The organism is Thauera sp. WH-2, from assembly GCF_048321015.1.
Taxonomy (GTDB): Bacteria; Pseudomonadota; Gammaproteobacteria; order Burkholderiales; family Rhodocyclaceae; genus Thauera.
Genome location: NZ_JBLWFG010000008.1, coordinates 32,240 through 54,925 on the forward strand (window position 1 = coordinate 32,240; position 22,686 = coordinate 54,925).

Consider the following 22,686-nt stretch of genomic DNA (forward strand, 5'->3'; position numbering starts at 1 on the left):
CAAGCACGAAAATCGAACGGACCAAAACAACGCCCAACACAGGACAAGACATGAAAAGAACGCGCATCAAGCGCCGAGGCGGCCTCGGCCGCAGCGCCGAACGACTCGTCCGCCTAGCCACCGGCCTCGCCCAGTCCGGCAGCCGCATCGAAGACCGCTACTGGGAGCGCCAGCTTGCGGGCCTGATCGATGAAATGCTTGCGGACAACGACGAGGAAGTGCTCAACACCGCGCTCGACCACCTCTACAGCACCGAGCCGCGTGCCTATGACGAGCTCGCAGACAGCATCGAATCGCGCGCCGAATGCGCCGCGGGCGCCCTGCCCGAGCACGACGTGGTGCTCATCGCCGCGCCGGTGCTCGCCTGGTCGCGCTACCGCATCGGCGCCACCAGCATTTCGCCCGCCGTGCTCGCCAACCTCCGCGTGCACCTGCAGGCGCACGTGCTCGCGAAGGACGCGCGGCTGTCGGTGGCCGACTTCCTGTTCAGCCCCGACCAGTTGCCGCAGGGCTACTGCGCCACCGCCGAATTCGCCAAGGTGATCTGCGCTGCCGCCCTCGAGGGCCTCGATCTGCACATCGAGACCGAAGGCATGCCGGAAACCGCCCAGTTCCTCTCCGACACGCGCTACCTGCTCGCTGCGGTCGCCGTCCCGCGCGACGCCCCGATCTTCCGCTGGCAGGAAGAAGACGGCTCGCGCGATGGCGCACTCGAGCACTGGCGCACCCAGGGTGGCGCCTGCCTGACGCCGCTGCTGCCGGGCTGCGTCGTGGATCTGGTGCTGCCCGAGTCCTACTTTGCCGCCAGCCGCGCCGCCGACAAGGAGAGCCGCCCCTACTCGGTGCGCGCCTCGGTTGCCTACCTCGCCACCACGCTCGAAACCCCGGCCGCAAACCTGCGCGCCGTGGTCGCCCCGTACTGGGACCGCGCGCTGGAGGAATACCGGATCGGCTTCACCGTCCGCGATCAGGACCAGGTCGTGCACGGCGTGGTGTGGCCGCTGCTCGGCGCCGAGGACGAAACCTCCGACTGCATCGGCGAGATCGAAGCCGTGCTGCGTGAATCGGGGGTCAGTGAGATCCTCGCACTCGACCACCACTTCCCGCTCGAATACTGCGACGACTGTGGCGTTCCGCTCTACCCCTCGCCCGAGGGCGAAGCCGCCCACGCCGAGATGCCGGCCGAGCAGACCGAGCAGATCCCGCGTCACCTGCACTGAGGAAGTCGCCCATGTCCCGCAAGATCGTCAAACCCGAAGCCGAGTGGCGCACCCAACTCACCGACGCGCAATACCACGTCACACGCGAGAAAGGCACCGAGCGCGCCTTCACCGGCGAATACTGGAACGTCTGGGACAAGGGCGCCTACCACTGTGTGTGCTGCGGCGCCCCGCTCTTCCGCTCCGAGCACAAGTTCGACGCGGGCTGCGGCTGGCCCAGCTTCTGGACCGCCGCCGAGCCCGACAATGTCGAAACTGCCGTAGACCGCAGCCACTTCATGATCCGCACCGAAGTCCTGTGCCACGCATGCGGCGCCCACCTCGGCCACGTCTTCGAAGACGGCCCCCAACCCACCGGCCTGCGCTACTGCATCAACTCGGCGTCGATCAAGCTGGAAAAGGACGCAGGCTGAAGGAAGGCTCAGGGATGCGGGCTGAGCGCGCTCACACGCGGCCCGCTGCATTCTCGAGCCGGTTTGCGTTATCGCGGAACACCTCGCGCAGGGGGTCGGAGATCCGGCGATCACCAGCGGCCGCGCGCCAGAAGACCAGCGCCTGTCTGCAGGCCTCCAGCCAGATGGCGCGCTCTCCGGGGAGCGGCAAGGGCGGTTGCCATACCTTCGTAGGTAGTTCGCCGCCGGGCAGCGGAGCGTAGTCCATTGGCACCATGTCGTAGGCTGGCGCGAGCGTGAGCCGGCCATTGGCCACGCGGAAGGCGCAGTTGCCAAGGTGCATGTCGCCATTGGCGATCAGGCGCCCGAACCACCACAGCCGGCCGATGCTTGCTGCATCCACCGGGGACAAGAACCCTGCCTCGACCAGCGCACTGGCATGTTCCCGCCAGTCACGCGCGCCCAAGCCAAGAAGATGCGCGCTGACCGCTTGCAGGCTTACGACCGGCAGCCGACCGAAGCGACCCAGCCGGTCGAAGCGCTCCGACTCGAGGAAGGTTCGACCCTTGCTGGCGAGGATGCGAGTTCGCGCAACCTCGATACCCGTCAGTCCCTGCGCCGCGCCCAATGCAAGGTGCTCGCAGACCAGCAAATCGGCCCAGCGCTGGCTGCTCTCCCCCGCACCGGAAAACTTCACCAGCACATGCGGTGTGCGCTGACCCGGTAGCTCGCGTAGTGACAGGAACTTCGGAAACTCACCCGCCGCGCTGCTCCCCGCGATACCGACTGACACGCTGCGCTCCGCCGAATCGTGATAAGCCGCGAGCAGCGTCGACTCGGTGAGGACCGGCGTAGGCGCCAGCGCCTCGGCCTGCCACAGCCGCGCTGCCTGCTCGCCGAAAATCAGGTGACCGGGAAGGTCAACGCCGCGGCGGCTCAGGATCCAGGCGATTTCGTCATCGCCCCAGCCGCGGGGATCATCGGACACCTCGAGATCCAGGTGAAGTTGGCGGGCGAACTGGCGCCCGAGGTATCCCTGCGGCTGCATGTCGTACAACGGATAAGGCAAACCCGGCCACCACCCGTCTCGTGCCTCGCCATCGACCGGAAATCCGAGCCTGTCCAGCGCGCACCAGGCCCCCTCTGGCTGGAGCAGGCGCAGAACCCCACCCTCCTGCAATCGACCGTCGGCACCGACATGAAACACCGGAACCGGCGCCGACGAACCACGCAACGGGCGGCACGCAGCGTACCGCGTTCTACCCGCCGCCCCACCACGGCATACATCCGTGCCCAACTCTTCAAACAGGCGCAGCACCGTTCGCGCCGACACGTCCAGTTGCCGCGCCAGATCGGCCGCACGCGCAGGCCCTCGCCGCAGGAGGGCAATCAGCCGCTGGCGTACTTCAAGATTCCTGGGGCGCATAATGTCGAGCTAACTGCATCGTTAAAATAAAAATTAATCTCTAGTAATCATATTGTTAGGCTAGCATGTTGCTTCATTACGTCTAGAGTTTTGTCCACAAATTACCCGGATGAAAAAACCCGCGCCAGCCTCACGGCCGCGCGGGTTTCTTTTATCAGAGGGCAAAGACAGCGCTTACACGCGTTCCCACACCGTGGTGATGCCCTGGCCGCCGCCGATGCACATGGTGGCCACGCCGTAGCGGCCATTCACGCGGATCAGCTCGTGCAGCAGCTTGGTGATGATCACCGAGCCCGTCGCGCCCACCGGGTGGCCGAGCGAGATCGCGCCGCCGTTGGGGTTGACCTTGGCGGTGTCGAGGCCGAGGCCGCGGTTCACCGTGATCGACTGCGCCGCAAAGGCCTCGTTGGACTCGATCACGTCGATCTGGTCCAGCGTCAGGCCAGCGCGCTTGAGCGCGAGCTGGGTCGCGGGGATCGGGCCTTCGCCCATCACCTCGTTGGGCACGCCGGCGATCGCGTACGACACCAGGCGGGCGATCGGCTTGTGGCCGGCGGCCGAAGCCTTGGCCGCATCCGCCAGCAGCAGGAAAGCGGCAGCGTCATTGATGCCCGAGGCGTTACCCGCCGTGACGGAACCGTCCTTCTTGAAAGCGGGCTTCATCTTCGCCAGTGCTTCCAGGGTGGTCATGCGCGGATGTTCGTCGGTGTCGAACACCACGGTGCCCTTGCGGGTCTCGAAGGTGATCGGGACGATCTGGCTCTTGAAGCGGCCCTCGGCGATCGCCGCCGCAGCGCGTTTCTGCGACTCGAGCGCAAAGGCGTCCTGCTCTTCGCGGGTGATGCCATGCTTGGTGCACAGGTTCTCCGCGGTAATGCCCATGTGGCCGACGCCGAAGGGGTCGGTCAGCACCGCAACCATCGAGTCGATGGCCTTGGTGTCACCCATGCGCGCGCCGCTGCGCAGTGCGGGCAGCAGATAGGCGCCACGCGACATCACCTCGACGCCGCCGCCGATCGCGTAGTCGGCATCGCCCAGCATGATGGCCTGGGCCGAGCTGACGATGGCCTGTTGCGCCGAACCGCACAGGCGGCTGACCTGGAAGGCCACGGAATCCATTGCCATGCCGGCGTTGATGGTAGCAACACGAGACACGTAGGCGTAGCGGGAGTCGGTCGGAATCACATGACCCACGGAAGCGAACGAAACTTCCTTCGGATCGACACCGCCGCGTGCGATCGCCTCCTTGATCACCACCGCACCGAGGTCGGACGGCTCCATGTCTTTCAGCGAGCCACCAAAGCCACCCACCGCGGAACGAACAGCACTCAGAACAACGACTTCACGATTTGCCATAACCCACTCCCTTGTTGAGATGAAACGTGTCACCCGCCCGCCGCGCCCGCAACCGCGAGCAGCGCCAGCAGGAACAGACACACCAGCAGAGCCCGCCAGAGCAGACCCACCGTACCTTGCATGTGGTCGACGCCCGCCTCGCTGCCCAGCCCCATCTCGGGCCGTTCGACAAGCGCACCCGCTTCGTGAATCGGCCCGCCCAGGCGGACACCCAGCGCGCCACCACCGCTTGCAATCAGTATAGCCGACGACCTCTCCGGCCACAGCACCGCCTGCGACCGCCAGCAATACACCGCATCCTCGAAGTTCCCCACCACCGAAAACACCAGCGCCGTCAGCCGTGCCGGCAACCAGTCGAGGGCGAGAAAAACGCGCTGCGCAAATCCGTCGCAAGCACCGGACTGCACCGCGCGCCCAACCGCCAGCAGCGCCGCCAGGCGATAGAGCACCACCCCGCTCGGCCCGGGCAGCAGCACGAACCAGAAGATCACCCCGAACACCGAACGGTGCGCTGCAACCAGCGCCTGCTCGATCGACAGCCGCGCAACCTCTCCGGTGGTCGCGGCGTCATGGCGCACGCCACGCCAGTCCGACAACAGGGCACGCGCGCCATCGAGATCCCCCATGCGCAGCGCCACGTGCACTTCGTTGAAGAACCGACTGTCGCGCGCAAACCCCATGCCGGCGAACAGCACCGCCACGTTGAACAGGAAGGCCAGCAGCGGATGCAGCGACCACAGCATGCCGTACAGAACGGCGCTCGCCAGCGCAGTCGCGGGCACGACCAGCAACCAGGCCGTCCGCCCACCCGCCCCGGTGCTCGCCTGCACGCGGCGCTCGAACCAGGCGACGAAGCCCCGGCCGAGCCTGCCCGCCAGCGACCCGGCACCTGCCGGCCAGAATTGCTGCAGCACGAGCGCAACAAACAAGGAAAGAAGGGTCATGCGGCAGCCCAGGAAGGCATCAGGAGCGAAACGTGGAATAAAACTGAAAGACTGAAAGACCGAAAGACTGGAACGACTCCAGAATAGTACCGCAGCACCCTATCGGACATGCTGCGCAGGCGACGTATGCACGCAACAGCTGTGGCATCCGCGCCCGCGCCTGCATGTGACATCGACGCCGTACAGATCAGCTGCGCTGTCCCAGCAAGCGGTACAGCGACATGATGATCCCCGCCGTCGCGCCCCAGATGAAATACCCCTGGTACGGCATGGCATGGAAGGTGCGCAGCCGCCCCTCGTGCACGATGCTGTGTGCCTCGTGGTTGGCCGGGTCGAGAAAGTGCGCCAGCGGCACCTCGAACGCCTCCGCCACCTCGAAGGCATCCAGCGTGAGCTCGAACGGCGGCCGCACCACCCCCACCACCGGCGTCACGCGAAACCCCGTTCCGGTCAGATAATCGGGCAAGGCACCGAGTAGCTCCACATGGCGGCGATGCAGGCCGATCTCCTCCTCCGTCTCACGCAGCGCAGTCTCCACCGGCGACGCATCACCCGCCTCCACCCGCCCCCCTGGAAAGCTGATCTGGCCCGGGTGGTGGTGCAGGTGGTCGGTGCGCTTGGTGAAGAGCAGCGCGGGCGCCTCGGCGCGCACCACCACGGGCACCAGCACCGCAGCCGGCGTGGGCGCGCGATTGTCGGCAAGCTCGGCCCAGTCTCCGGAGGGCGCACGCGCAGGCGCGGCGGCGAGGCGTTCTCGCAGCGTCGCGATATCGCCGACGGACGGGTAATACGACACGGCTGGCTTCCTCATTTCGTGCTGATATGAACCCTGCTGGGGTGAAACAGAATGCTGCGCCGGGCGTGCGCATTATCTCACCCGTAGCCGTAGTACAGACGGTGACGCCCATCCGCAAAAGCGCTCCGCTCGTCAGCACCAGGTAGTCCCCGCAAGTGCGACGCGGCAGACTATAAGCACAGAATTCGGACACCAAGCCAATGAACAAGAGGCAACACAGGGGCTTCACCTTGGTCGAAATGATGATAACGGTCGCCATCATGGCCATTCTCATGGCAGTGGCCGTACCATCCTTCACACAGCTCATCGCCCGCAGCCGGCTCGCCTCCGCATCCAATGATCTGTTGGCATCGCTGATGTATGCACGCTCCGAGGCGGTACGGACGAATGGCATCGTTTCCGTCTGCCGCGTCGCCGCGGCGAGTTCCGATGTCTGCGTGGCCAACGGCAACTGGGACCGGTGGATCGTCACCACCGACCCGACCGGTGTCGCCACCAACGCCACCCGCCGCCGCGGCGAGATCGACAACCCCGTAGCCATTCGCACCGCAGCCGCATGGAACGGCCGGATTGATTTCGGCTCGGCAGGCCGGCTCGACGTCGCCATGGCCGCCAACACGATCCGGCTATGCTCGGCAGCGATCAACACCGACAACGTCCGCACCTTCTCGTTCAACATTGCCGGCCGAGCGACGGTGCAGACCACCACGGGAGCGTGTCCATGAAACGGCTTGCCACCCTTCTCCCAACTGCAAAGGGCATGACTCCGCAACGGGGCGTCACCCTCATCGAGGTCCTGGTGGCGATCGTCGTGCTGTCGGTCGGACTGCTCGGCATGGCGGGGTTGCAAGTGAGCAGCCTGCGGGCCAACCAGAGCGCTTACATCCGTACCCAGGCAGTTTCACAGGCATACGACATCCTCGACGAGATTCGTGCCGACCTCCCGAACTGGCAAACCTACAACGGCCGCAACTACGACCTGTCGGCCACCTTCCCCTCCGGACTCGCCACAGTGGCTGTCAATAACTTCATGCTCACCGTGACCGTATCCTGGGACGATAGCGCAGTGGCGGGCGGCGCCGCGAACGAGCGGGTGGCCGTCACCACCATGATGGTGGCGCAATGACCATGAACAAGACCTTCCTCACGAGCGCCCCCACATCCAAATGGGCGCGCGGCGTCACCCTCGTGGAATTGATGATCGCACTGACCCTCGGCACCGTCCTGCTGATCGGGGTAGTCCAGGTCTTCACCTCCAACCAGCACACTTTCCGCATCAATGACAACGTCGGCCGGCTGCAGGAAAACGCCCGCACGGCACTGGACTACATCGGACGTGACGTTCGGGGCGCAGGGGGAACGAGTTGCCTTCGCATTCCAGAAAACGAACTGGCCGATCTCGCTGCAGGCGTCCGACGCACAGCCACTGTCAATGTCGTCGCCAACCCACCTCTGCTCGGCGGCTTGGCGCTTGGTGAGGAAATCCGCGGATTCGACGGCGGCAATTACCCGGTGATGGGAGCAGTCGGGGATGCAGTGGTCGGCGGGACGGATGGTCTAAGAATCGGGAGACCTGGTGATTGCGGCGCCTCATTGACAGGAAATCTTGCTCCTACCAATGCCAATATCATGCTGCCAGCTTCTGCCAACGCTTGTGGGTTTGAAGACGGCCAAGTTTTCATCATTTCGGATTGCACGAGCGCCGTCATTTTCCGAGGCAACCTGAACAACCCGAACGCCAATCAACTGACAATCAACCACGCGATGAATCTGAATACTGCCAATCGGGAGATTGCGTATGACGACAGCGCCACGGTAAGCAGCCTGGTCACGCGCGGATTCTACATCTCCATCCGCAACGGCCGCCGCGCACTCGTGATCGACACGGGCAATGGGCCCAACAACCCGGTTCTGGCCGAGAACGTCGAAAACATGCAGATCCTGTACGGGGTCGACCAGACCGGCGACCTGAGTGCCGACGCATTCGTGAATGCCGGCGCCGTGGCGAACTGGAGCCGGGTCGTCGCCGCGCAGATCAATCTGCTGATGGCAAGCGACCCGGCGTCGAACCTGATCCCGGCACCGCAAACCTACGCCTGGCTGGCGGACGCCGCCCTGGCCCCGGCAAACGTCGTGGCAGGTGACCGCCGCATCTACCGGACGTTCTCCCAAACCATCACACTGCGAAACCGCGCGCCATGAGAGCCAGACATCTCTGCCCCGGCCGAATCCGCGCCGAACAGGGCTCCGCCCTGATCGTGAGCCTGATCCTCATGCTCGTCATCACCATCATCGGGCTTACTGCCCTGCAGGGCACCACCATGCAGACCAGAATGGCGACGGCCATGCGCGACCGCAGCCTGGCCTTCGAAGCCGCTGAAGCCGCCTTGCGCGACGCGCAGGGCTGGCTCGCTGCGCAGTTTGCGGGGGGGACCAAGCCGGACGCAACCGACGACGGTAGCACCGGCGTCTGGATCGTCAAGGAGCCCCAGACGGCGGCAGGGCAAGATGACTACATGGAATGGACGACCGCGAACTGGACAACGGTCGGTCAAGCCTATCCGCTGCAGAATGGCGCCGTAATCGCCGGCCTTGCCGGACAGCCCCGGGTCGTCATCGAGGAATGGCAGTTCATGTCCGACGACATCGAAGGCACGGCCGTTGCAATGCAGCGAGGAATCCAGAACTACCGCATCACCACGAACGCACTCGGCGCCGCGCCGGAGACATCGGTCACCCTCCAGGCGCTGGTCCGGCGCCGGATCAACTGAGCCCAGGTTCAGACGAGCATTCGCAGGGAGAAACAGGAATGAAACCGTTCGCCCCACGCCCCATCGCCACGAGCATCGCACTCGCCCTCTTTGCCTCGAGTCCAGCCTACGCCGCGGTATCCCTCAGCGACGTTCCGCTGTTCGCGGTAGAAGGCGTCCCTCCTAACTTCTCGGTCACGCTGGACGACTCGGGCTCGATGGCTTGGGCCTATGTACCAGACGGTATCAGCGGCACGAAGAACACGAAGCGTGGCCGTTCCGCAGACTTCAACCCTCAGTATTACAACCCCAACATCGTCTACAAAGCTCCGCCTGGAATCCCGGATGTGAACGGCGTCAGCGCCCCGCTAACGACCAGTTTCAGCGCTGCCTACAAGAACGGTTTTCGCACGGCCTCAGGGACGCTCAATCTTGCCACCAGCTACAGGGTGAACTGGAGCTACAACCCAAGCACACTGGGCGAAGATACCGGAAGCCAGCTTTCCGGAGAACCGAACGGGGCGTTCTACTACGTCTTTGATGCATCCCGCTCCGGTTGCAATGGAACGAACACCGATGAGGACTGCTACGCCCGAGTTACCGTAAGCGCGACCTCAGGCCCCGGCGGCACGGATGAGCGTCAGAACTTCGCCAACTGGTATTCTTTCTACCGCACACGCAACCTCGCCACCGTCGCTGCAGCGTCCATCGCGTTCGCCAAGCTGCCCGATTCGGTGCGCGTCGGCTGGCAGGCACTGAACAGTTGCGGGGGTTTCTACACCGGCAACAGTTGCCGCGGCTACGGCAGCGACTTCTCCTCCCGGCCATCCGCCGTGACGGCCTTCGAGGGGGCACATCGGCAGAACTTCTACCGCTGGCTGCAGCGCCTGCCCGCAAGCGGCGGGACCCCCCTGCTGCCGAGCGTGGAACGCGTCGAGACCATGTTCCGTACGGACCGCCCCTACTGGCATACACCAGGGACGAGGGATCTCCCGAGGTACGAGTGCCGTGCGAACGTATCGCTCGTGATGACGGACGGCATCTGGAACGGCAACACCGCCAGCTCGACGGTCGGTAACGCGGACAATACCGCCATCACTTTTCCGGATGGCACAGCTTATTCGCCGAGAACGCCGTATGCCTCATCACAGACGCGGAACCTTTCCGACATCACCTTCCGCCAATGGTCCCTCGATCTCCGCTCGGACCTTCCCTCGTCACCCGCAAAAACGAACATCAAGATCACCACCGACGAGACCCACGGTAGCGTCACCCTCACGCCCTACTGGAATCCGAAGAACGACCCATCCGACTGGCAGAACGTAGTGACCTACACCCTGGGCGTCGGTCTGTCCGGCTGGCTGGGCAACGACTGGCAGGGCGACACCTTCGCAGGTGCATACACGAACTTTGTCGATGGAACCCGAACGTGGCCGAACACCGGCCTCGACATCAAACCCGGCAACGTCTACGACCTCTGGCACGCCGCAATCAACGGCCGCGGCAAGTTCTTCAGTGCGGACAGCCCGGACGATGCGGTGGCAGCCTTCGACGAGATCATCGACAACGTGCTCGACCGGAACGGGTCCGCGGTGGCGGTGTCGGTAAGCTCGCCGCTCGTCACCCCCGACGCGCTCGCCTACCAGGTCGGGTTCAACACTGAATACTGGAGCGGCGCATTGTATGCCTACAAGCTCTCCGACGGCACAGGCGTGGGCAGCGTCTGCAACACCAAGCCCCGCGGCGCAGTCTGCGACTCCGCGGAATGGGAAGCCGGCAACCTGCTCAACAGCCGCAGTTGGGGTAGCCGCAAGATCATCACGAACGTGGACGGCACGGGCAAAGCATTTGACTGGCTCGCCTTGTCTGCTGCACAGCAGGCCGCGCTCGATCAGGGCGAGGGACTTGGGCTGAAGCGCCTGGAATACCTGCGCGGCAATCGCAACGAAGAGGGCGTTTCCTACGTGGTCGGCACGGACACGATCACCTTCCGCGATCGCACCAGCGTGCTGGGCGACATCATGAACTCTCAGCCAGCGCCGCTTCATGTAGGCGCACCGCGCCTGTTCATCAACGATGCCTCCTACCGCACCTTCAAGACGAGCAACGCGAACCGACAGTCCGTGATCTATACGGGTGCGAACGACGGCATGCTCCATGCCTTCAACGCACAGACCGGGCAGGAACTCCTCGCCTTCGTCCCTGCCGCGGTGTACCCGAATCTCTTCAAGTACACTCGCTCGGACTACCTGCACGCGAGCTACGTCGACGGGGGCCTGACCAGTTCGGACGTCAAGATCGGTACCGACTGGAAGACCGTACTCGTTGGCACACTTGGTCAGGGCGGGGGCGCCGTCTACGCGCTCGACATCACCGACCCCGCAGGATTCACGGAGGGGAATGCGAGCAACATCTTCATGTGGGAGTTCACCGACCCCGATCTGGGCGTGGTGCTCGGCGTACCGGAGATCGCTACCCTTCGCGACGACCGGACGGTCGTCATCTTTCCAGGCGGGTACAACAATGGCACCGGCGAGGTAGCACTGTTCGTGGTTAACATCGCCAACGGTCAGTTGATCAAGAAGATCCCGGTAACAAACGATGTGACAAGCGGCCTCGCACAGGTGTCCACGGTTGACCTCCACGGCGCAAACACCTACGACCGCCCGGATGGCAAGATCGAGTATGTGGTCGGTGGCGATCTGAAGGGCAACCTCTGGGTCTTCGATCTGACCAGCAGCAACAGCAGCCAGTGGGGATCGGCTTTCAAGTCGGGCAGTACCCCCAGACCCGCCTTCATTGCGCGCGACGCGAGTAACAACCGACAGCCCATCAGCTCCGCCCCCCGGATCGGGCGCCACCCGTTCAACAACGGGTTCATGGCCTACTTCGGCACGGGTCGCTATCTTGGCACCAACGACCTGACCGACCTGCAGGAGCAGAGCTTCTATGCCGTGTGGATCAACCCAGCGGCCGGCTCCAATACCGCCACGGTCCAGCGCAGCGAACTCCTGCAACAGGAGATTCTGTTCGACGACCTGACGAGATTCCTCACCCGGGACGCGCGTGCAACGACGCAGAAGCCGATCGACTGGAGCACGCACAAGGGCTGGTTCCTCGACTTCGACACCGAAGCCGGTGAGCGCGTGTTCCAGAAACCCATCCTGCGCGCGGGACGGATCATCTTTGTGTCGTCGACCCCTTCCGACAACCCCTGCAAGGCCGGTGGTTCGTCATGGATCTACGAACTGGATGCATATTCCGGAGCACGGTTGTACGACTCCCCCTTCGATTACAACGGCGATGGCGTGATCAACGCCTCCGACTTCATCGTGATCACCGGGCCGTCTGGCTCGACGCCTGCCGATGCGGGTTCAGGCATTCGCATCAAGGGCGATGTCGGGATGGTCTTCCTGAACGAGACCTCGATCGTGGACGCGGAAACCGATGACAAGAAGATCATCTCGACCGCGAGCGGCGGCATCGAGAGCATGACGGAGAGCAAGTCGGCCTCACTCAATCGCACCTGGCGCGAGCTTGGAAACTGACCCCCACATGCGCAGAACAGGAGACACATCAATGTTGACCGGAAATGCTTGCAAGGCGCACCGCTGGTGGGCGGGCCTGATGCTGGGCATCAGCGCAACCGTTTCGGTGGCACAGTCCACCGCATTGACCGAGCCCACCACGGATTCCGTCTGGACCTCGACCGTGGACGTGGTTTCGCTGTCCCCACAGGGCGGAGAGCCGTACGTGATCGTCGGCGATCGCCACTTCATCCTGCAGTCGACGACCAACGTCTATCGGGGCGACAAGAGCGCATTGCGCACCGACATCCGGCGGGGAGACACGGTTGTGGTCACCCCAGAGCCCGGGAGGGAGGGGCTTACACCGATCGCACGCCGAATCGAAATTCTTGAATTCCGGGAGGGCACGCAATGAAACGGCAAGTGCCCGCGCAATCCGGCTTCACCCTGATCGAGCTCATCATCGTGGTGGCCATCATCGGCATTCTGGCTGCCGTAGCGCTGCCCTCCTACCGCGAGCACGTGGTACGCACCAATCGTGCAATGGCTGCAGGCTGCTTGATGGAAATCGCACAAATGACCGAGCGCCATTACGCGACCAACCTCAGCTACAATGCGGCGCCCCTGCCCGCCCTGCAATGTACCGGTGACCTCGCCGCCGAGTATGTATTCGCAGCCCCCGTGATCACCAATGGCGGCCAGGGCTTTACCTTGACGGCAGTCCCTCAGGGCGCCCAAGCAGCATCGGATGGTGCGCGCTGCGGGACCTTGGGGCTCGACAATACAGGTGCGAAATCCGCCACGGGCAGCCTTGGCGTCGCCGAGTGCTGGTGAGCATGTTTTCGTGAGCCCTTGAGGGTCTACTAGTATTCCAGGGGCTGATCCTTGCAGGATCAGGACCTCGTGCCGGTATTTCGTGACAAAAATCACGCACCAGCATGGGTAATGCTGTGAGCAAATCCGGACTCAATGTAAAAGGGGCATACAACCAAAGCGAAAAATCATGAAACACGCATTTTTCGCGTTCATGGGCACGAGTTACCCCTCACACCTTGAGCGCGAATTCGAGCGGATCCTGAACCGTATCGAGGACTTGTGGGACACCCCCCAGATCCATGATTACTTCAGTGACCTGCTGATCGACAAGCGCGGCGGCCGCAAGGGCTTCCCGCCCGACGTACTGGCCGACATCATCCGCCTGCGCGACGCCCGCGAACTCGAAACCTTCAAGGCGGCTGAGCGCAAGGAGCACGCGATGCACGATCTGGTGTCGCGTGGCATCGCAATCCTGCCAAAGAATTTCTTCCACTATCTCGAGGAAGGCGACCAGGAGGTGATCGACCTCTTCGTACGCGCCAACTTCAACGTCAACATGCCGTCCGAGGACGGGGTGCCGCCCTTGCTGATCGCGCTCAAGCGCGGGCTGACGATCATCGCGCAGATTCTGTTGAATGCGGGCGCAGACCCGAACGCGAAGGACCGGCTGGGGCTTACCCCGCTGCTGATCGCCTGCGGAAAGCCCACCGACGGATACCGGAACACGGTGCTGCTGCTGCTCGCCAAGGGCGCACACATCGACGTGCGCGACCCGCTCGGCAACACGCCGCTGCTGCTTTCGCTCAGCGGCGCCACCACCGATATTGCGTTCACACTGATCGAACAAGGCGCCGACGTGTCTGCCACCCGCCGCGACGGCACATCGGCGCTATCGCTGGCGCAGAAGCTGGAAGACGGGCGCCTGGCGCGCCTGATCGAGCTGAAGATGCAGGACGCCGCGAACGCGAGTCGCAACCTGTACGGAGAGCACAGCGCTGCATGACGTCTGGCAGCGCCCTGCCTCTGCGGGTGGGCGCATCGCGGCAACAGGCTGCCTTTGTTAAGAAGGTGCCGGCTGGGCGCCCCCGTCAGTCGCGGAAATTCCCGTATTGCAGCGGGAAGTCGGTGACCTGTTTCTTGACCAGCGCGATGGCCTCCTGCAGCACATCGCGCTTGGCGCCGGAGACGCGCACGGCTTCGCCCTGGATGGCGGCCTGAACCTTCAACTTGCTGTCTTTCAGCAGTTTGACGATCTTCTTGGCCATATCCTGGTCGACGCCCACGCGTACCTTCACTTCCTGCTTGACCTTGTTGCCGGAGATCTTCTGCACCTCGCCGTAGTCCAGGCAGCGGACGTCGACGTTCTTCTTGGTCATCTCGGGCAGCAGGATGGTCTTGATCTGGTCGAGCTGGAAGTCGCTGTCACCGTAGAGGGTGATGAGTTTTTCGGCGAGCTCGATGTTGGCACTGGTGCCCTTGAAGTCGTGGCGGCCGGTGACCTTGCGGTTGGCCTGCTCGACCGCGTTGCGCAGCGCGGGCTGGTCTACCTCGGACATGATGTCGAACGACGGCATGGCTACCCCTCCCCTGCGCTCAGCCGAAGTGGCAGATGTAGTGATAGGGCTCGCCGACGACTTCGATGTCGAAGCTCGAATTGGCGGGCACGTTGAAGGATTGGCCGACACCGTAGGTCGTCCAGTCGCCGGGGTTGCCGTCAGGTTCCTTCAGGCGCACGCTGCAGCTGCCGGCGACACATTCCATGACTTCCGGAGCGCCGGTGTTGAAGGTGAGCAGCGCCGGCAGGATGACGCCGACCGATTTCCGGGTGCCGTCGGCGAGTTGAATGCCGTGACTGACGCACTTGCCGTCGAAATACACGTTGGCCTGGGTGGTGACGGTGACGCCGTCGAAGCGGGTGGTGACGCTCATGCTGTTGAACCTTCCTATTCGATTCCGAGAAGCTTCTGGATGATGCCCTTGGCGACGAAGCCGACGAAGCCCACACCCAGGCCGATGAACATCCACATCATGCCGTAGCGCCCGGCCTTGGATTCCTTGCCGAGGTTCCAGATGATGAACATCATGAACAGGATCAGCCCTGTGAGGCCGACCTGGAGGGCGATTTCCTCGAACTCGGTGAAGCTGAGCCCGAGGATGAAGTCTTCGTCGTTCATCGCGATCGGTGCGATCCTGCCTTAGCCGCGCTTGGCCCTGGCGTTGGCGGCAATGCGCATGCGCAGGGCGTTGAGGCGGATGAAGCCGTGGGCGTCCTTCTGGTTGTAGGCGCCGGCGTCGTCCTCGAAGGTGGCGATCGTCGGGTCGAACAGCGAGTCGGTCTTCGAGTCGCGGCCGGTGACGATGACGTTGCCCTTGTAGAGCTTGACGCGCACCCAGCCGTTCACGGTTTCCTGCGTCTGATCGATCAGGGCCTGCATGGCGCGGCGCTCGGGGCTCCACCAGTAGCCGTTGTAGATCACGCTGGCGTAGCGCGGCATGAGGTCGTCCTTGAGGTGGGCGACTTCGCGGTCGAGCGTGATCGACTCGATGGCGCGGTGGGCGCGGAGCAGAATGGTGCCCCCCGGGGTTTCGTAGCAGCCACGGCTCTTCATGCCGACGTAGCGGTTTTCCACCAGGTCGAGGCGGCCGATGCCGTGCTTGCCGCCGAGTTCATTGAGCTTGGCGAGCAGTTCGTGCGGCTTCATGCGGGTGCCGTTGATGGCGACGAGGTCACCGCGCTCAAACTCCAGGTCGAGGTATTCCGCGGCATCCGGGGCGGCCTCGGGCGACACCGTCCAGCGCCACATGTCTTCCTCGGCCTCGGCGGCGGGGTTCTCGAGGTGGCGACCTTCGTAGGAGATGTGCAGCAGGTTGGCGTCCATCGAGTAGGGCGAACCGCCCTGCTTGTGCTTCATTTCGATGGGAATGCCGGCCTTCTCTGCGTAAGCAAGCAGCTTCTCGCGCGAGAGCAGGTCCCACTCGCGCCACGGGGCGATGACCTTGACGTTGGGCATGAGCGCGTAATAGCCAAGCTCGAAGCGCACCTGGTCGTTGCCCTTGCCGGTGGCGCCGTGCGAGACGGCGTCGGCGCCGGTGGCCTGGGCGATCTCGATCTGGCGCTTGGAGATCAGCGGGCGGGCAATCGAGGTGCCGAGCAGGTACTCGCCTTCATAGACGGTGTTGGCGCGGAACATCGGGAAGACGAAGTCGCGCACGAACTCTTCACGCAGGTCGTCGATGAAGATGTTCTCGGGCTGGATGCCGAACTTGAGCGCCTTCTGGCGCGCGGGCTCGAGCTCTTCGCCCTGACCGAGGTCGGCGGTGAAGGTGACCACTTCGCACGCGTAGGTGTCCTGCAGCCACTTCAGGATGACCGAAGTGTCCAGCCCACCCGAATAGGCGAGCACTACTTTGTTGACGTCGCTCATGCTGTTTTCCTGTTTTCTGCTGTGTTGCCGGCACGCACGCCCGTGCACGCCGTTCATGTTCGTTGGATCAGTGCTCGATGCGGCCGAGCATCAGGTATTCCATCAAGGCCTTCTGCGCGTGCAGGCGGTTTTCGGCCTCGTCCCATACCACCGACTGCGGGCCGTCGATGACCTCTGCGGTGACTTCCTCGCCGCGGTGCGCGGGCAGGCAGTGCATGAACACGGCCTCCTTGTGCGCCACGGACATCATCTCGGCGTCCACGCACCAGTCGGCGAAGGCCTTCATGCGCGCTTCGTTCTCGGCCTCGAAGCCCATCGAGGTCCACACGTCGGTGGTGACCAGGTCAGCACCCTTGCAGGCTTCCATGGGGTCGGCGAACTGCTCGAAGTGGTTGGTACCGAAGAGGCCCGCACGCTCGGGCTCGACTTCGTAGCCCGGCGGGGTCGACACATGCACGTTGAAGTCCAGCACCTCGGCGGCCTGCAGCCAGGTGTTGCACATGTTGTTGCTGTCGCCGATCCACGCCACCGTCTTGCCCTGGATGCAGCCGCGGTGCTCGATGAAGGTGAGGATGTCGGCGAGGATCTGGCAGGGGTGATATTCGTTGGTCAGGCCATTGATGACCGGCACGCGCGAGTTGGCAGCGAAGCGCTCGACGATGTCCTGCTCGAAGGTGCGGATCATCACGATGTCGCTCATGCGCGAGATGACCTGGCCGGCGTCTTCCACCGGCTCGCCGCGGCCGAGCTGCGAGTCGCGGGTGTTGAGGTAGATCGCCGAGCCGCCGAGCTGGTGCATACCGGCCTCGAAAGACAGGCGCGTGCGCGTGCTCGCCTTCTCGAAAATCATCACCAGCGTGCGGTCGAACAGTGGGTGGTAGGGCTCGTAGCGCTTGAACTTGTCCTTGATCCACTTCGCGCGGGCGAAAACGTAGTCGTATTCCTCGCGCGTGAAATCCTTGAACTGAAGATAGTGTTTGAGTTCGGTCATGGGCAGTCCTCAGCCGTTCGCAAGGAAGTCGCGAATCATCGGCGCCAGCATGGACACCAGGGTTTCGGCATCGGCGTGGGTGAAGGTGAGCGCCGGCAGCAGGCGAACAACGCGCTCGGAGGTCACCGACAGCAGCAAGCCCTGCTCGGCCGCGCGGGCCATGAGCACGCCACAGGGGCGGTCGAGCTCGATGCCGATCATCAGGCCGCGGCCACGGATATCGACCACGCCCGCCACGCCCTCGAGCGCCGCGGCCATGCCCTTGCGGATCGCCTCGCCGACGGCGATCGCGTTATCCATCAGCTTGTCCTCGACGATGGTGTCGAACGTGGCCAGGCCGGCCGCGGAGGCGAGCGGGTTGCCGCCGAAGGTGGAGCCGTGGTTGCCCGGCCCGAACAGGCCCTTGGCCCGTCCGCTGGTGACGCAGGCGCCAATCGGCACGCCCGAGGCCAGGCCCTTGGCCAGTGTCATCACGTCGGGCTTGGTGCCCGCGTGCTGCCAGCCGAACCACTTGCCGGTGCGGCCCATGCCGCACTGGACCTCGTCGCAGATCATCAGCCAGCCCTTTTCGTCGCACAGGGCGCGCAGCTCGCGCTGGAAGGTTTCGTCGGCCACGTTGACGCCGCCTTCGCCCTGAATCATTTCGAGCATTACCGCGACCACCGCGTGGTTGTGCTCGGCGATCTTGCGGATGGCCTCGATATCCTTGTACGGCACGCGGATGAAGCCCTGCACGAGCGGCTCGAAGCCGGCCTGGGCCTTGCGGTTGCCGGTTGCCGACAGCGTGGCGAGGGTACGACCGTGGAAGGCGCTCTCCATCACGATGACGTGCGGCACCTCGACGCCCTTGTTGTGGCCGTACATGCGCGCGAGCTTGATCGCAGCCTCGTTGGCTTCGCAGCCGGAGTTGCAGAAGAAGACCTCGTCCATGCCAGAGGCTTCGGCGATGCGGTCGGAGAGCGCGTCCTGCAGGGGAATGCCGTACAGGTTGGAGGTGTGCAGCACGCGCGCGGCCTGATCGGCGATGGCCTTGACCAGGCGCGGGTGGTTGTGCCCGAGGGTGCTGACTGCGATGCCGGAGAGGGCATCGAGATAGCGCTTGCCAGTTTCGTCGTAGAGCCACACCCCGTCGCCATGCGTGAAGGCAACCGGCAGGCGTGCGTAGGTGTTCATGACGTGGGACATGTTGGAAACCTCGATCGAAACGAAGCCAAAAACGCACACGGCGGCAGGCGCCGCCGTGCTGGGACAAGGGCAGGATGTTAAGCCAAAAATGTCAGGGCTGTACATAAGCGCGGCCCGGGCGCCCCGCGCCGGCGCCCTGCCCACACCCGCTCGGTGACCGCCCCCCCCTGAGGGCGGTCGCGACCGCTTCCACATTGCGCAGGCAGGCGCCGCCATATGGATTTCTGCTAGAATTCGCGGCGTTTTGAGTCCGGCATCCAAGAACCGGAACAGAACACCCCCCGAAGTCGAAAAGGCATCAACATGAGCCAGAAGATCGAGAACTTCATCATTATCGGGGTCACGAGGGAGGGGAAGAAGTTTCGCCCAAGCGATTGGGCCGACCGCCTGTGCGGCGTCATGTCGGCCTTCGGGGCGGACCACCGCATGAAGTACTCCCCCTACGTGCGACCCGGCGTTGCCATCAAGGGACACAACACCGTCCTGGTGGACGCCCGCCTCTACGACATCGAACCCTTGGCGTACAAGTTCATGGTGAACTTCGCCAACGACAACAACCTCGAGATCGACTGGAAGGGCGACACGCCGCTCTGAGCGCCCACCGAGGTGTTCCCCGCGGTTTTCACCCATGGGCGCAACGGACTGTGGAAGCGGGCTTGCTCGTGAACATCGCGAGATCCAGCGCCACTTTCTCGGGCGAGCCCGCTCCCGCGGAAACGTAGCCAGCGGTGCAGACAATAAAAAAGCGACCCGCAGGTCGCTTTTTTATTGTGGCGCCGAGGCACCGGAGCATGCAGCAAGATCAGGCAGCCATGCCCTTGACGGCGGCCGACAGGCGGCTCTTGTGGCGAGCGGCCTTGTTCTTGTGGATGATCTTCTTGTCGGCGATGCTGTCGATGGTGCTCATCGAGGTGCGAAAGACCGACTGAGCCGCCGCCTTGTCGCCACCCACGATGGCCTTGCGCACGGCCTTGATCGCGGTACGCAGGCGGGAACGAAGGCTGGCGTTATGGGCGCGGGCCTTGGTCGCCTGACGGGCGCGCTTGCGAGCTTGTGCCGAGTTGGCCATAAGTGTGAATTCCGTATTGGTGGTTCTGTAAAGTCCGCGATTATATTTTCCGCGCAGGATGGATGCAAGACTTGGAGCGCAAATATTTCTCGCCGGCAAAGGGGTACGCGTTCATCCGCGGGCGAGGCAGCCAATGAATGCGTCTTACCGGCACGCGCCCAGGCCGCTATGATGCGCGCTTTCTGATGAATGCGCGTCCGCCAACGCCACCCTCCGCCCGGCCTCGCCCTCCGCATGAACCTCCTGCGCGCACTCGCCACCATCAGCGGCATGACCCTGCTGTCCCGCATCCTGGGCTTCGCACGCGACCTCATCATCGCGCGCGCGTTCGGCGCCGGCATGGCGACCGACGCCTTCTTCGTCGCCTTCCGGCTGCCCAACCTGCTGCGGCGCATGTTCGCCGAGGGTGCCTTCTCGCAGGCCTTCGTGCCCATCCTGGCCGAGTACAAGAACCGCCTGGGTGAGGACGCCACGCACACGCTGGTCAATCGCGTGGCGACGCTGCTCGGGCTGGTGGTCGCCGCAGTCGCGGCGCTGGGGGCGCTGGCGGCGCCCCTCATCATTTACGTATCGGCGCCGGGGTTCTCGGGCGATCCAGGCAAGTTCGAACTCACCGTCGAGCTCACCCGCATCACCTTCCCGTACATCTTCTTCATGTCGCTGGTGGCGCTGGCGGGCGGCGTGCTCAACACCTGGAGCCGATTCGCGATCCCCGCCTTCACCCCGGTGCTGCTGAACCTGTCCTTCATCGGCATGGCGCTGTTCGCGGTGCCGTACTTCGATCCGCCGGTACTGGCGCTGGCGTGGGCGGTGTTTCTGGGCGGCCTGCTGCAACTTGCGTTGCAGATCCGCCCGCTGATGAAGATCGGCATGCTCCCGCGCTTTGACCTGGACCTCTCCGACCCCGGCGTGCGCCGCGTGATGAAGCTCATGGCGCCGGCCATCCTCGGCGTTTCGGTGAGCCAGATTTCACTACTGATCAACACCATCTTCGCCTCCTTCCTCGAGAGCGGCAGCGTGTCGTGGCTGTATTACGCCGACCGCCTGATGGAGTTCCCGGCAGGGCTGCTCGGCGTGGCGCTGGGGACGATCCTGCTGCCGAGCCTCGCCAAGCTGCACGCCGACGACAAGGCGGATGAGTTCTCGTCGCTGCTCGACTGGGGCTTGCGACTGACGCTGCTGCTGACCTTGCCCGCGGCACTCGGCCTGGCGCTACTGGCGGTGCCACTGGTCGCAACGCTGTTCAACTACGGTGCTTTCTCTGCGGCCGACGTACTGCACACGCGCAGCGCGCTGGTGGCCTACAGCGTGGGGCTGACCGGGCTGATCCTGGTGAAGGTGCTGGCGCCGGGTTTCTACGCGCGCCAGGACATCCGCACGCCGGTGAAGATCGCGATCATCACGCTGATTGCCACCCAGTTGATGAACCTTGCCTTCATCCTTCCGTTGCGCCATGCGGGCCTGGCGCTTTCGATCGGGCTTGCGTCGTGCCTGAACGCCGCACTGCTGTACCGCGGGCTGCGCAAGCGGGCGGTCTATGTGCCGCAGGCGGGCTGGGGCGTTTTCACGCTGAAGCTGCTGGTGGCGCTGTGCGTGATGGGCGGGGTGCTGTGGTTCGTGAGCGGGCCGGCGGCGTTGTGGACCGAGATCGGCGGGCTGGAACGCGCAAGCCGGCTGGCGGGCGTGGTGGTCGCAGGCGCCATGGCGTATTTCGCGACCCTGTTCGCGCTGGGATTCCGGCTGCGTGACTTCCGCCGCCGCGGCGCGGCCTGAGTGCCTGGCGTCGCGGGCTTGCCCGCGAAGAATGCGGCCTTCAAGCGACCGGCGGCAGCGGGATCTGGTCGCTGCGCTGCGCGCCCGCGGTGAAGGCGCGGCAGTCTTCCAGGAAGCGCCGCATCGCCGCGCTGTGATACTTGTCGCGGTGCCACACGAAGCTGAAGCGCCGGTGCAGATCCAGCTCGGGCGTCTCGAGCGCCACCAGGCTGCCGCGGCGGAAGGCGTCGCGCAGCGCCAGCCGCGACAGGCAGCCCAGGCCAAGGCCGCTTTCCACCGCGCGCTTCACCGCCTCGGTATGCTCGAGTTCCAACCGTGGCACGATGCCGCCCGGCCAGTGGCGCAGCGCCGCATCGAAGGTGGCGCGCGTGCCCGACCCATGCTCACGCAGGATCCACGGCTGTGCGGCGATCTCGTCGAAGGCCACCTTGCCACGTCCCGCGAGCGGATGTTCTGGCGCGCAGAACACCACCAGTTCGTCTTCCACCCAAGCCTGCGCCTCGAGCTCGGCGTCGACGATCTGCCCTTCCACCAGTCCAAGATCAATCTCGTGATGAAGCAGCATGCCGGCAATGGTCGCCGTGTTGTGCACCTGCAGGCGCACCCTGCTCTCGGGATGGGCCTGCAGGAAGTTCGACACGATCAGCGGCAGCAGGTAATTGCCGATGGTGAGTGTCGCGCCAACACGCAGACTGCCCAACCCTCGCTCGCCGCGCAGCAGGGCTTCGATTTCGGCTGCGCGGTCAAGCAGTTCCACCGCATGTGGCAGCAGCAGACCGCCCTGATCGTTCAGGCGCAGGCGCTTGCCATGGCGGTCGAACAGCCGCTGATCGAACTGATGCTCCAACTCGGCCAGCGCCGCACTGGTGGCCGACTGCGACAGGGAAAGCGTCTCGGCCGCGCGCGAGACATTCTCGCTGCGCGCCACCTCGACGAAGACCTGCATCTGGCGAAGCGTGAATCGCATATCTATTTTCCAGGCAAGAGATAGATAAATTATCCACTTGAACGGTAAG

General features: G+C 64.2%; 24 protein-coding genes. 12 read left to right on the forward strand and 12 right to left on the reverse strand.

All coding sequences use genetic code 11. The features are described from left to right. Positions 1-50: 50 nt before the first annotated feature. On the forward strand, positions 51-1,220 hold the full coding sequence (locus tag ACNKW1_RS13010; RefSeq protein WP_418365021.1) for a DUF2863 family protein: 1,170 nt from the start codon (positions 51-53) through the stop codon (positions 1,218-1,220). Positions 1,221-1,231: 11 nt separating this feature from the next. After that, entirely contained in the window at positions 1,232-1,633 is a 402-nt protein-coding gene (gene msrB / locus ACNKW1_RS13015) for a peptide-methionine (R)-S-oxide reductase MsrB (protein WP_418365022.1), read from the forward strand. A gap of 31 nt (positions 1,634-1,664) precedes the next feature. Here the strand turns inward: msrB and yjjJ are convergent, their stop codons facing one another. The 4 genes from yjjJ to ACNKW1_RS13035 form a co-directional block, all read right to left on the reverse strand. After that, on the reverse strand, positions 1,665-3,038 hold the full coding sequence (gene yjjJ / locus ACNKW1_RS13020; RefSeq protein WP_418365023.1) for a type II toxin-antitoxin system HipA family toxin YjjJ: 1,374 nt from the start codon (positions 3,036-3,038) through the stop codon (positions 1,665-1,667). A gap of 174 nt (positions 3,039-3,212) precedes the next feature. Further along, the gene (locus ACNKW1_RS13025; RefSeq protein ID WP_418365024.1) at positions 3,213-4,394 is read right to left on the reverse strand and encodes an acetyl-CoA C-acyltransferase family protein; all 1,182 of its coding nucleotides are present in this window, start codon (positions 4,392-4,394) and stop codon (positions 3,213-3,215) included. 29 nt (positions 4,395-4,423) lie between these two features. Further along, positions 4,424-5,338, reverse strand: coding sequence for a CobD/CbiB family protein (locus ACNKW1_RS13030; protein WP_418365025.1), 915 nt, complete (start codon positions 5,336-5,338; stop codon positions 4,424-4,426). Positions 5,339-5,525: 187 nt separating this feature from the next. Next, a complete protein-coding gene (locus tag ACNKW1_RS13035) occupies positions 5,526-6,149 on the reverse strand; it encodes a CoA pyrophosphatase (protein ID WP_418365026.1) in 624 nt (207 codons plus the stop codon). A gap of 185 nt (positions 6,150-6,334) precedes the next feature. Here ACNKW1_RS13035 and ACNKW1_RS13040 point away from each other — a divergent pair, with 185 nt between their 5' ends. From ACNKW1_RS13040 to ACNKW1_RS13075, 8 genes are all read left to right on the forward strand, one after another. Then, on the forward strand, positions 6,335-6,859 hold the full coding sequence (locus tag ACNKW1_RS13040) for a GspH/FimT family pseudopilin (protein WP_418365027.1): 525 nt from the start codon (positions 6,335-6,337) through the stop codon (positions 6,857-6,859). 35 nt (positions 6,860-6,894) lie between these two features. Beyond that, complete coding sequence (pilV, locus tag ACNKW1_RS13045; RefSeq protein ID WP_418365028.1) at positions 6,895-7,260, forward strand: type IV pilus modification protein PilV; 366 nt, start codon at positions 6,895-6,897, stop codon at positions 7,258-7,260. A gap of 2 nt (positions 7,261-7,262) precedes the next feature. After that, the gene (locus ACNKW1_RS13050; RefSeq protein WP_418365029.1) at positions 7,263-8,336 is read left to right on the forward strand and encodes a PilW family protein; all 1,074 of its coding nucleotides are present in this window, start codon (positions 7,263-7,265) and stop codon (positions 8,334-8,336) included. Then, complete coding sequence (locus ACNKW1_RS13055) at positions 8,333-8,905, forward strand: pilus assembly PilX family protein (protein ID WP_418365030.1); 573 nt, start codon at positions 8,333-8,335, stop codon at positions 8,903-8,905. Before ACNKW1_RS13050 ends, ACNKW1_RS13055 begins: the two co-directional genes overlap by 4 nt. 38 nt (positions 8,906-8,943) lie before the next feature. Further along, positions 8,944-12,432 carry a pilus assembly protein gene (locus tag ACNKW1_RS13060; RefSeq protein WP_418365031.1) on the forward strand — a complete coding sequence of 1,163 codons (3,489 nt, stop codon included), beginning with the start codon at positions 8,944-8,946 and terminating at the stop codon, positions 12,430-12,432. Positions 12,433-12,463: 31 nt separating this feature from the next. After that, positions 12,464-12,826: a hypothetical protein gene (locus ACNKW1_RS13065; protein ID WP_418365032.1), complete on the forward strand. Its 363-nt coding sequence runs from the start codon at positions 12,464-12,466 to the stop codon at positions 12,824-12,826. Then, entirely contained in the window at positions 12,823-13,245 is a 423-nt protein-coding gene (locus ACNKW1_RS13070; protein WP_418365033.1) for a type IV pilin protein, read from the forward strand. Before ACNKW1_RS13065 ends, ACNKW1_RS13070 begins: the two co-directional genes overlap by 4 nt. A gap of 169 nt (positions 13,246-13,414) precedes the next feature. Next, positions 13,415-14,230, forward strand: a complete 816-nt coding sequence (locus tag ACNKW1_RS13075) for an ankyrin repeat domain-containing protein (RefSeq protein WP_418365034.1) — start codon at positions 13,415-13,417, stop codon at positions 14,228-14,230. A gap of 85 nt (positions 14,231-14,315) precedes the next feature. Here the strand turns inward: ACNKW1_RS13075 and ACNKW1_RS13080 are convergent, their stop codons facing one another. The 6 genes from ACNKW1_RS13080 to ACNKW1_RS13105 all read right to left on the reverse strand — a co-directional run bounded on the left by ACNKW1_RS13080 (position 14,316) and on the right by ACNKW1_RS13105 (position 18,828). Continuing rightward, a complete protein-coding gene (locus ACNKW1_RS13080; protein WP_418365035.1) occupies positions 14,316-14,801 on the reverse strand; it encodes a YajQ family cyclic di-GMP-binding protein in 486 nt (161 codons plus the stop codon). 19 nt (positions 14,802-14,820) lie between these two features. Next, on the reverse strand, positions 14,821-15,156 hold the full coding sequence (locus ACNKW1_RS13085) for a pyrimidine/purine nucleoside phosphorylase (RefSeq protein WP_418365036.1): 336 nt from the start codon (positions 15,154-15,156) through the stop codon (positions 14,821-14,823). 14 nt (positions 15,157-15,170) lie between these two features. Then, positions 15,171-15,401, reverse strand: a complete 231-nt coding sequence (locus ACNKW1_RS13090; protein WP_418365037.1) for a DUF2788 domain-containing protein — start codon at positions 15,399-15,401, stop codon at positions 15,171-15,173. 21 nt (positions 15,402-15,422) lie between these two features. Beyond that, positions 15,423-16,652, reverse strand: coding sequence for an argininosuccinate synthase (locus ACNKW1_RS13095; RefSeq protein ID WP_418365038.1), 1,230 nt, complete (start codon positions 16,650-16,652; stop codon positions 15,423-15,425). A 67-nt stretch (positions 16,653-16,719) separates the two neighbouring features. Beyond that, positions 16,720-17,643: an ornithine carbamoyltransferase gene (gene argF, locus ACNKW1_RS13100; protein ID WP_418365039.1), complete on the reverse strand. Its 924-nt coding sequence runs from the start codon at positions 17,641-17,643 to the stop codon at positions 16,720-16,722. A gap of 9 nt (positions 17,644-17,652) precedes the next feature. Then, positions 17,653-18,828: an aspartate aminotransferase family protein gene (locus ACNKW1_RS13105; protein WP_418365040.1), complete on the reverse strand. Its 1,176-nt coding sequence runs from the start codon at positions 18,826-18,828 to the stop codon at positions 17,653-17,655. 303 nt (positions 18,829-19,131) lie between these two features. On the opposite strand from ACNKW1_RS13105, the gene ACNKW1_RS13110 reads away from it, so the two are divergent. Then, entirely contained in the window at positions 19,132-19,422 is a 291-nt protein-coding gene (locus tag ACNKW1_RS13110) for a DUF3579 domain-containing protein (RefSeq protein WP_418365041.1), read from the forward strand. A gap of 208 nt (positions 19,423-19,630) precedes the next feature. On the opposite strand, the gene rpsT is transcribed toward ACNKW1_RS13110, so the two are convergent. Continuing rightward, a complete protein-coding gene (rpsT, locus tag ACNKW1_RS13115) occupies positions 19,631-19,897 on the reverse strand; it encodes a 30S ribosomal protein S20 (RefSeq protein WP_418365042.1) in 267 nt (88 codons plus the stop codon). 234 nt (positions 19,898-20,131) lie between these two features. Here rpsT and murJ point away from each other — a divergent pair, with 234 nt between their 5' ends. Next, entirely contained in the window at positions 20,132-21,670 is a 1,539-nt protein-coding gene (gene murJ, locus ACNKW1_RS13120; protein WP_418365043.1) for a murein biosynthesis integral membrane protein MurJ, read from the forward strand. Positions 21,671-21,710: 40 nt separating this feature from the next. On the opposite strand, the gene ACNKW1_RS13125 is transcribed toward murJ, so the two are convergent. Continuing rightward, positions 21,711-22,637: a LysR family transcriptional regulator gene (locus ACNKW1_RS13125; RefSeq protein ID WP_418365044.1), complete on the reverse strand. Its 927-nt coding sequence runs from the start codon at positions 22,635-22,637 to the stop codon at positions 21,711-21,713. Between the last annotated feature and the right edge of the window lie 49 nt (positions 22,638-22,686).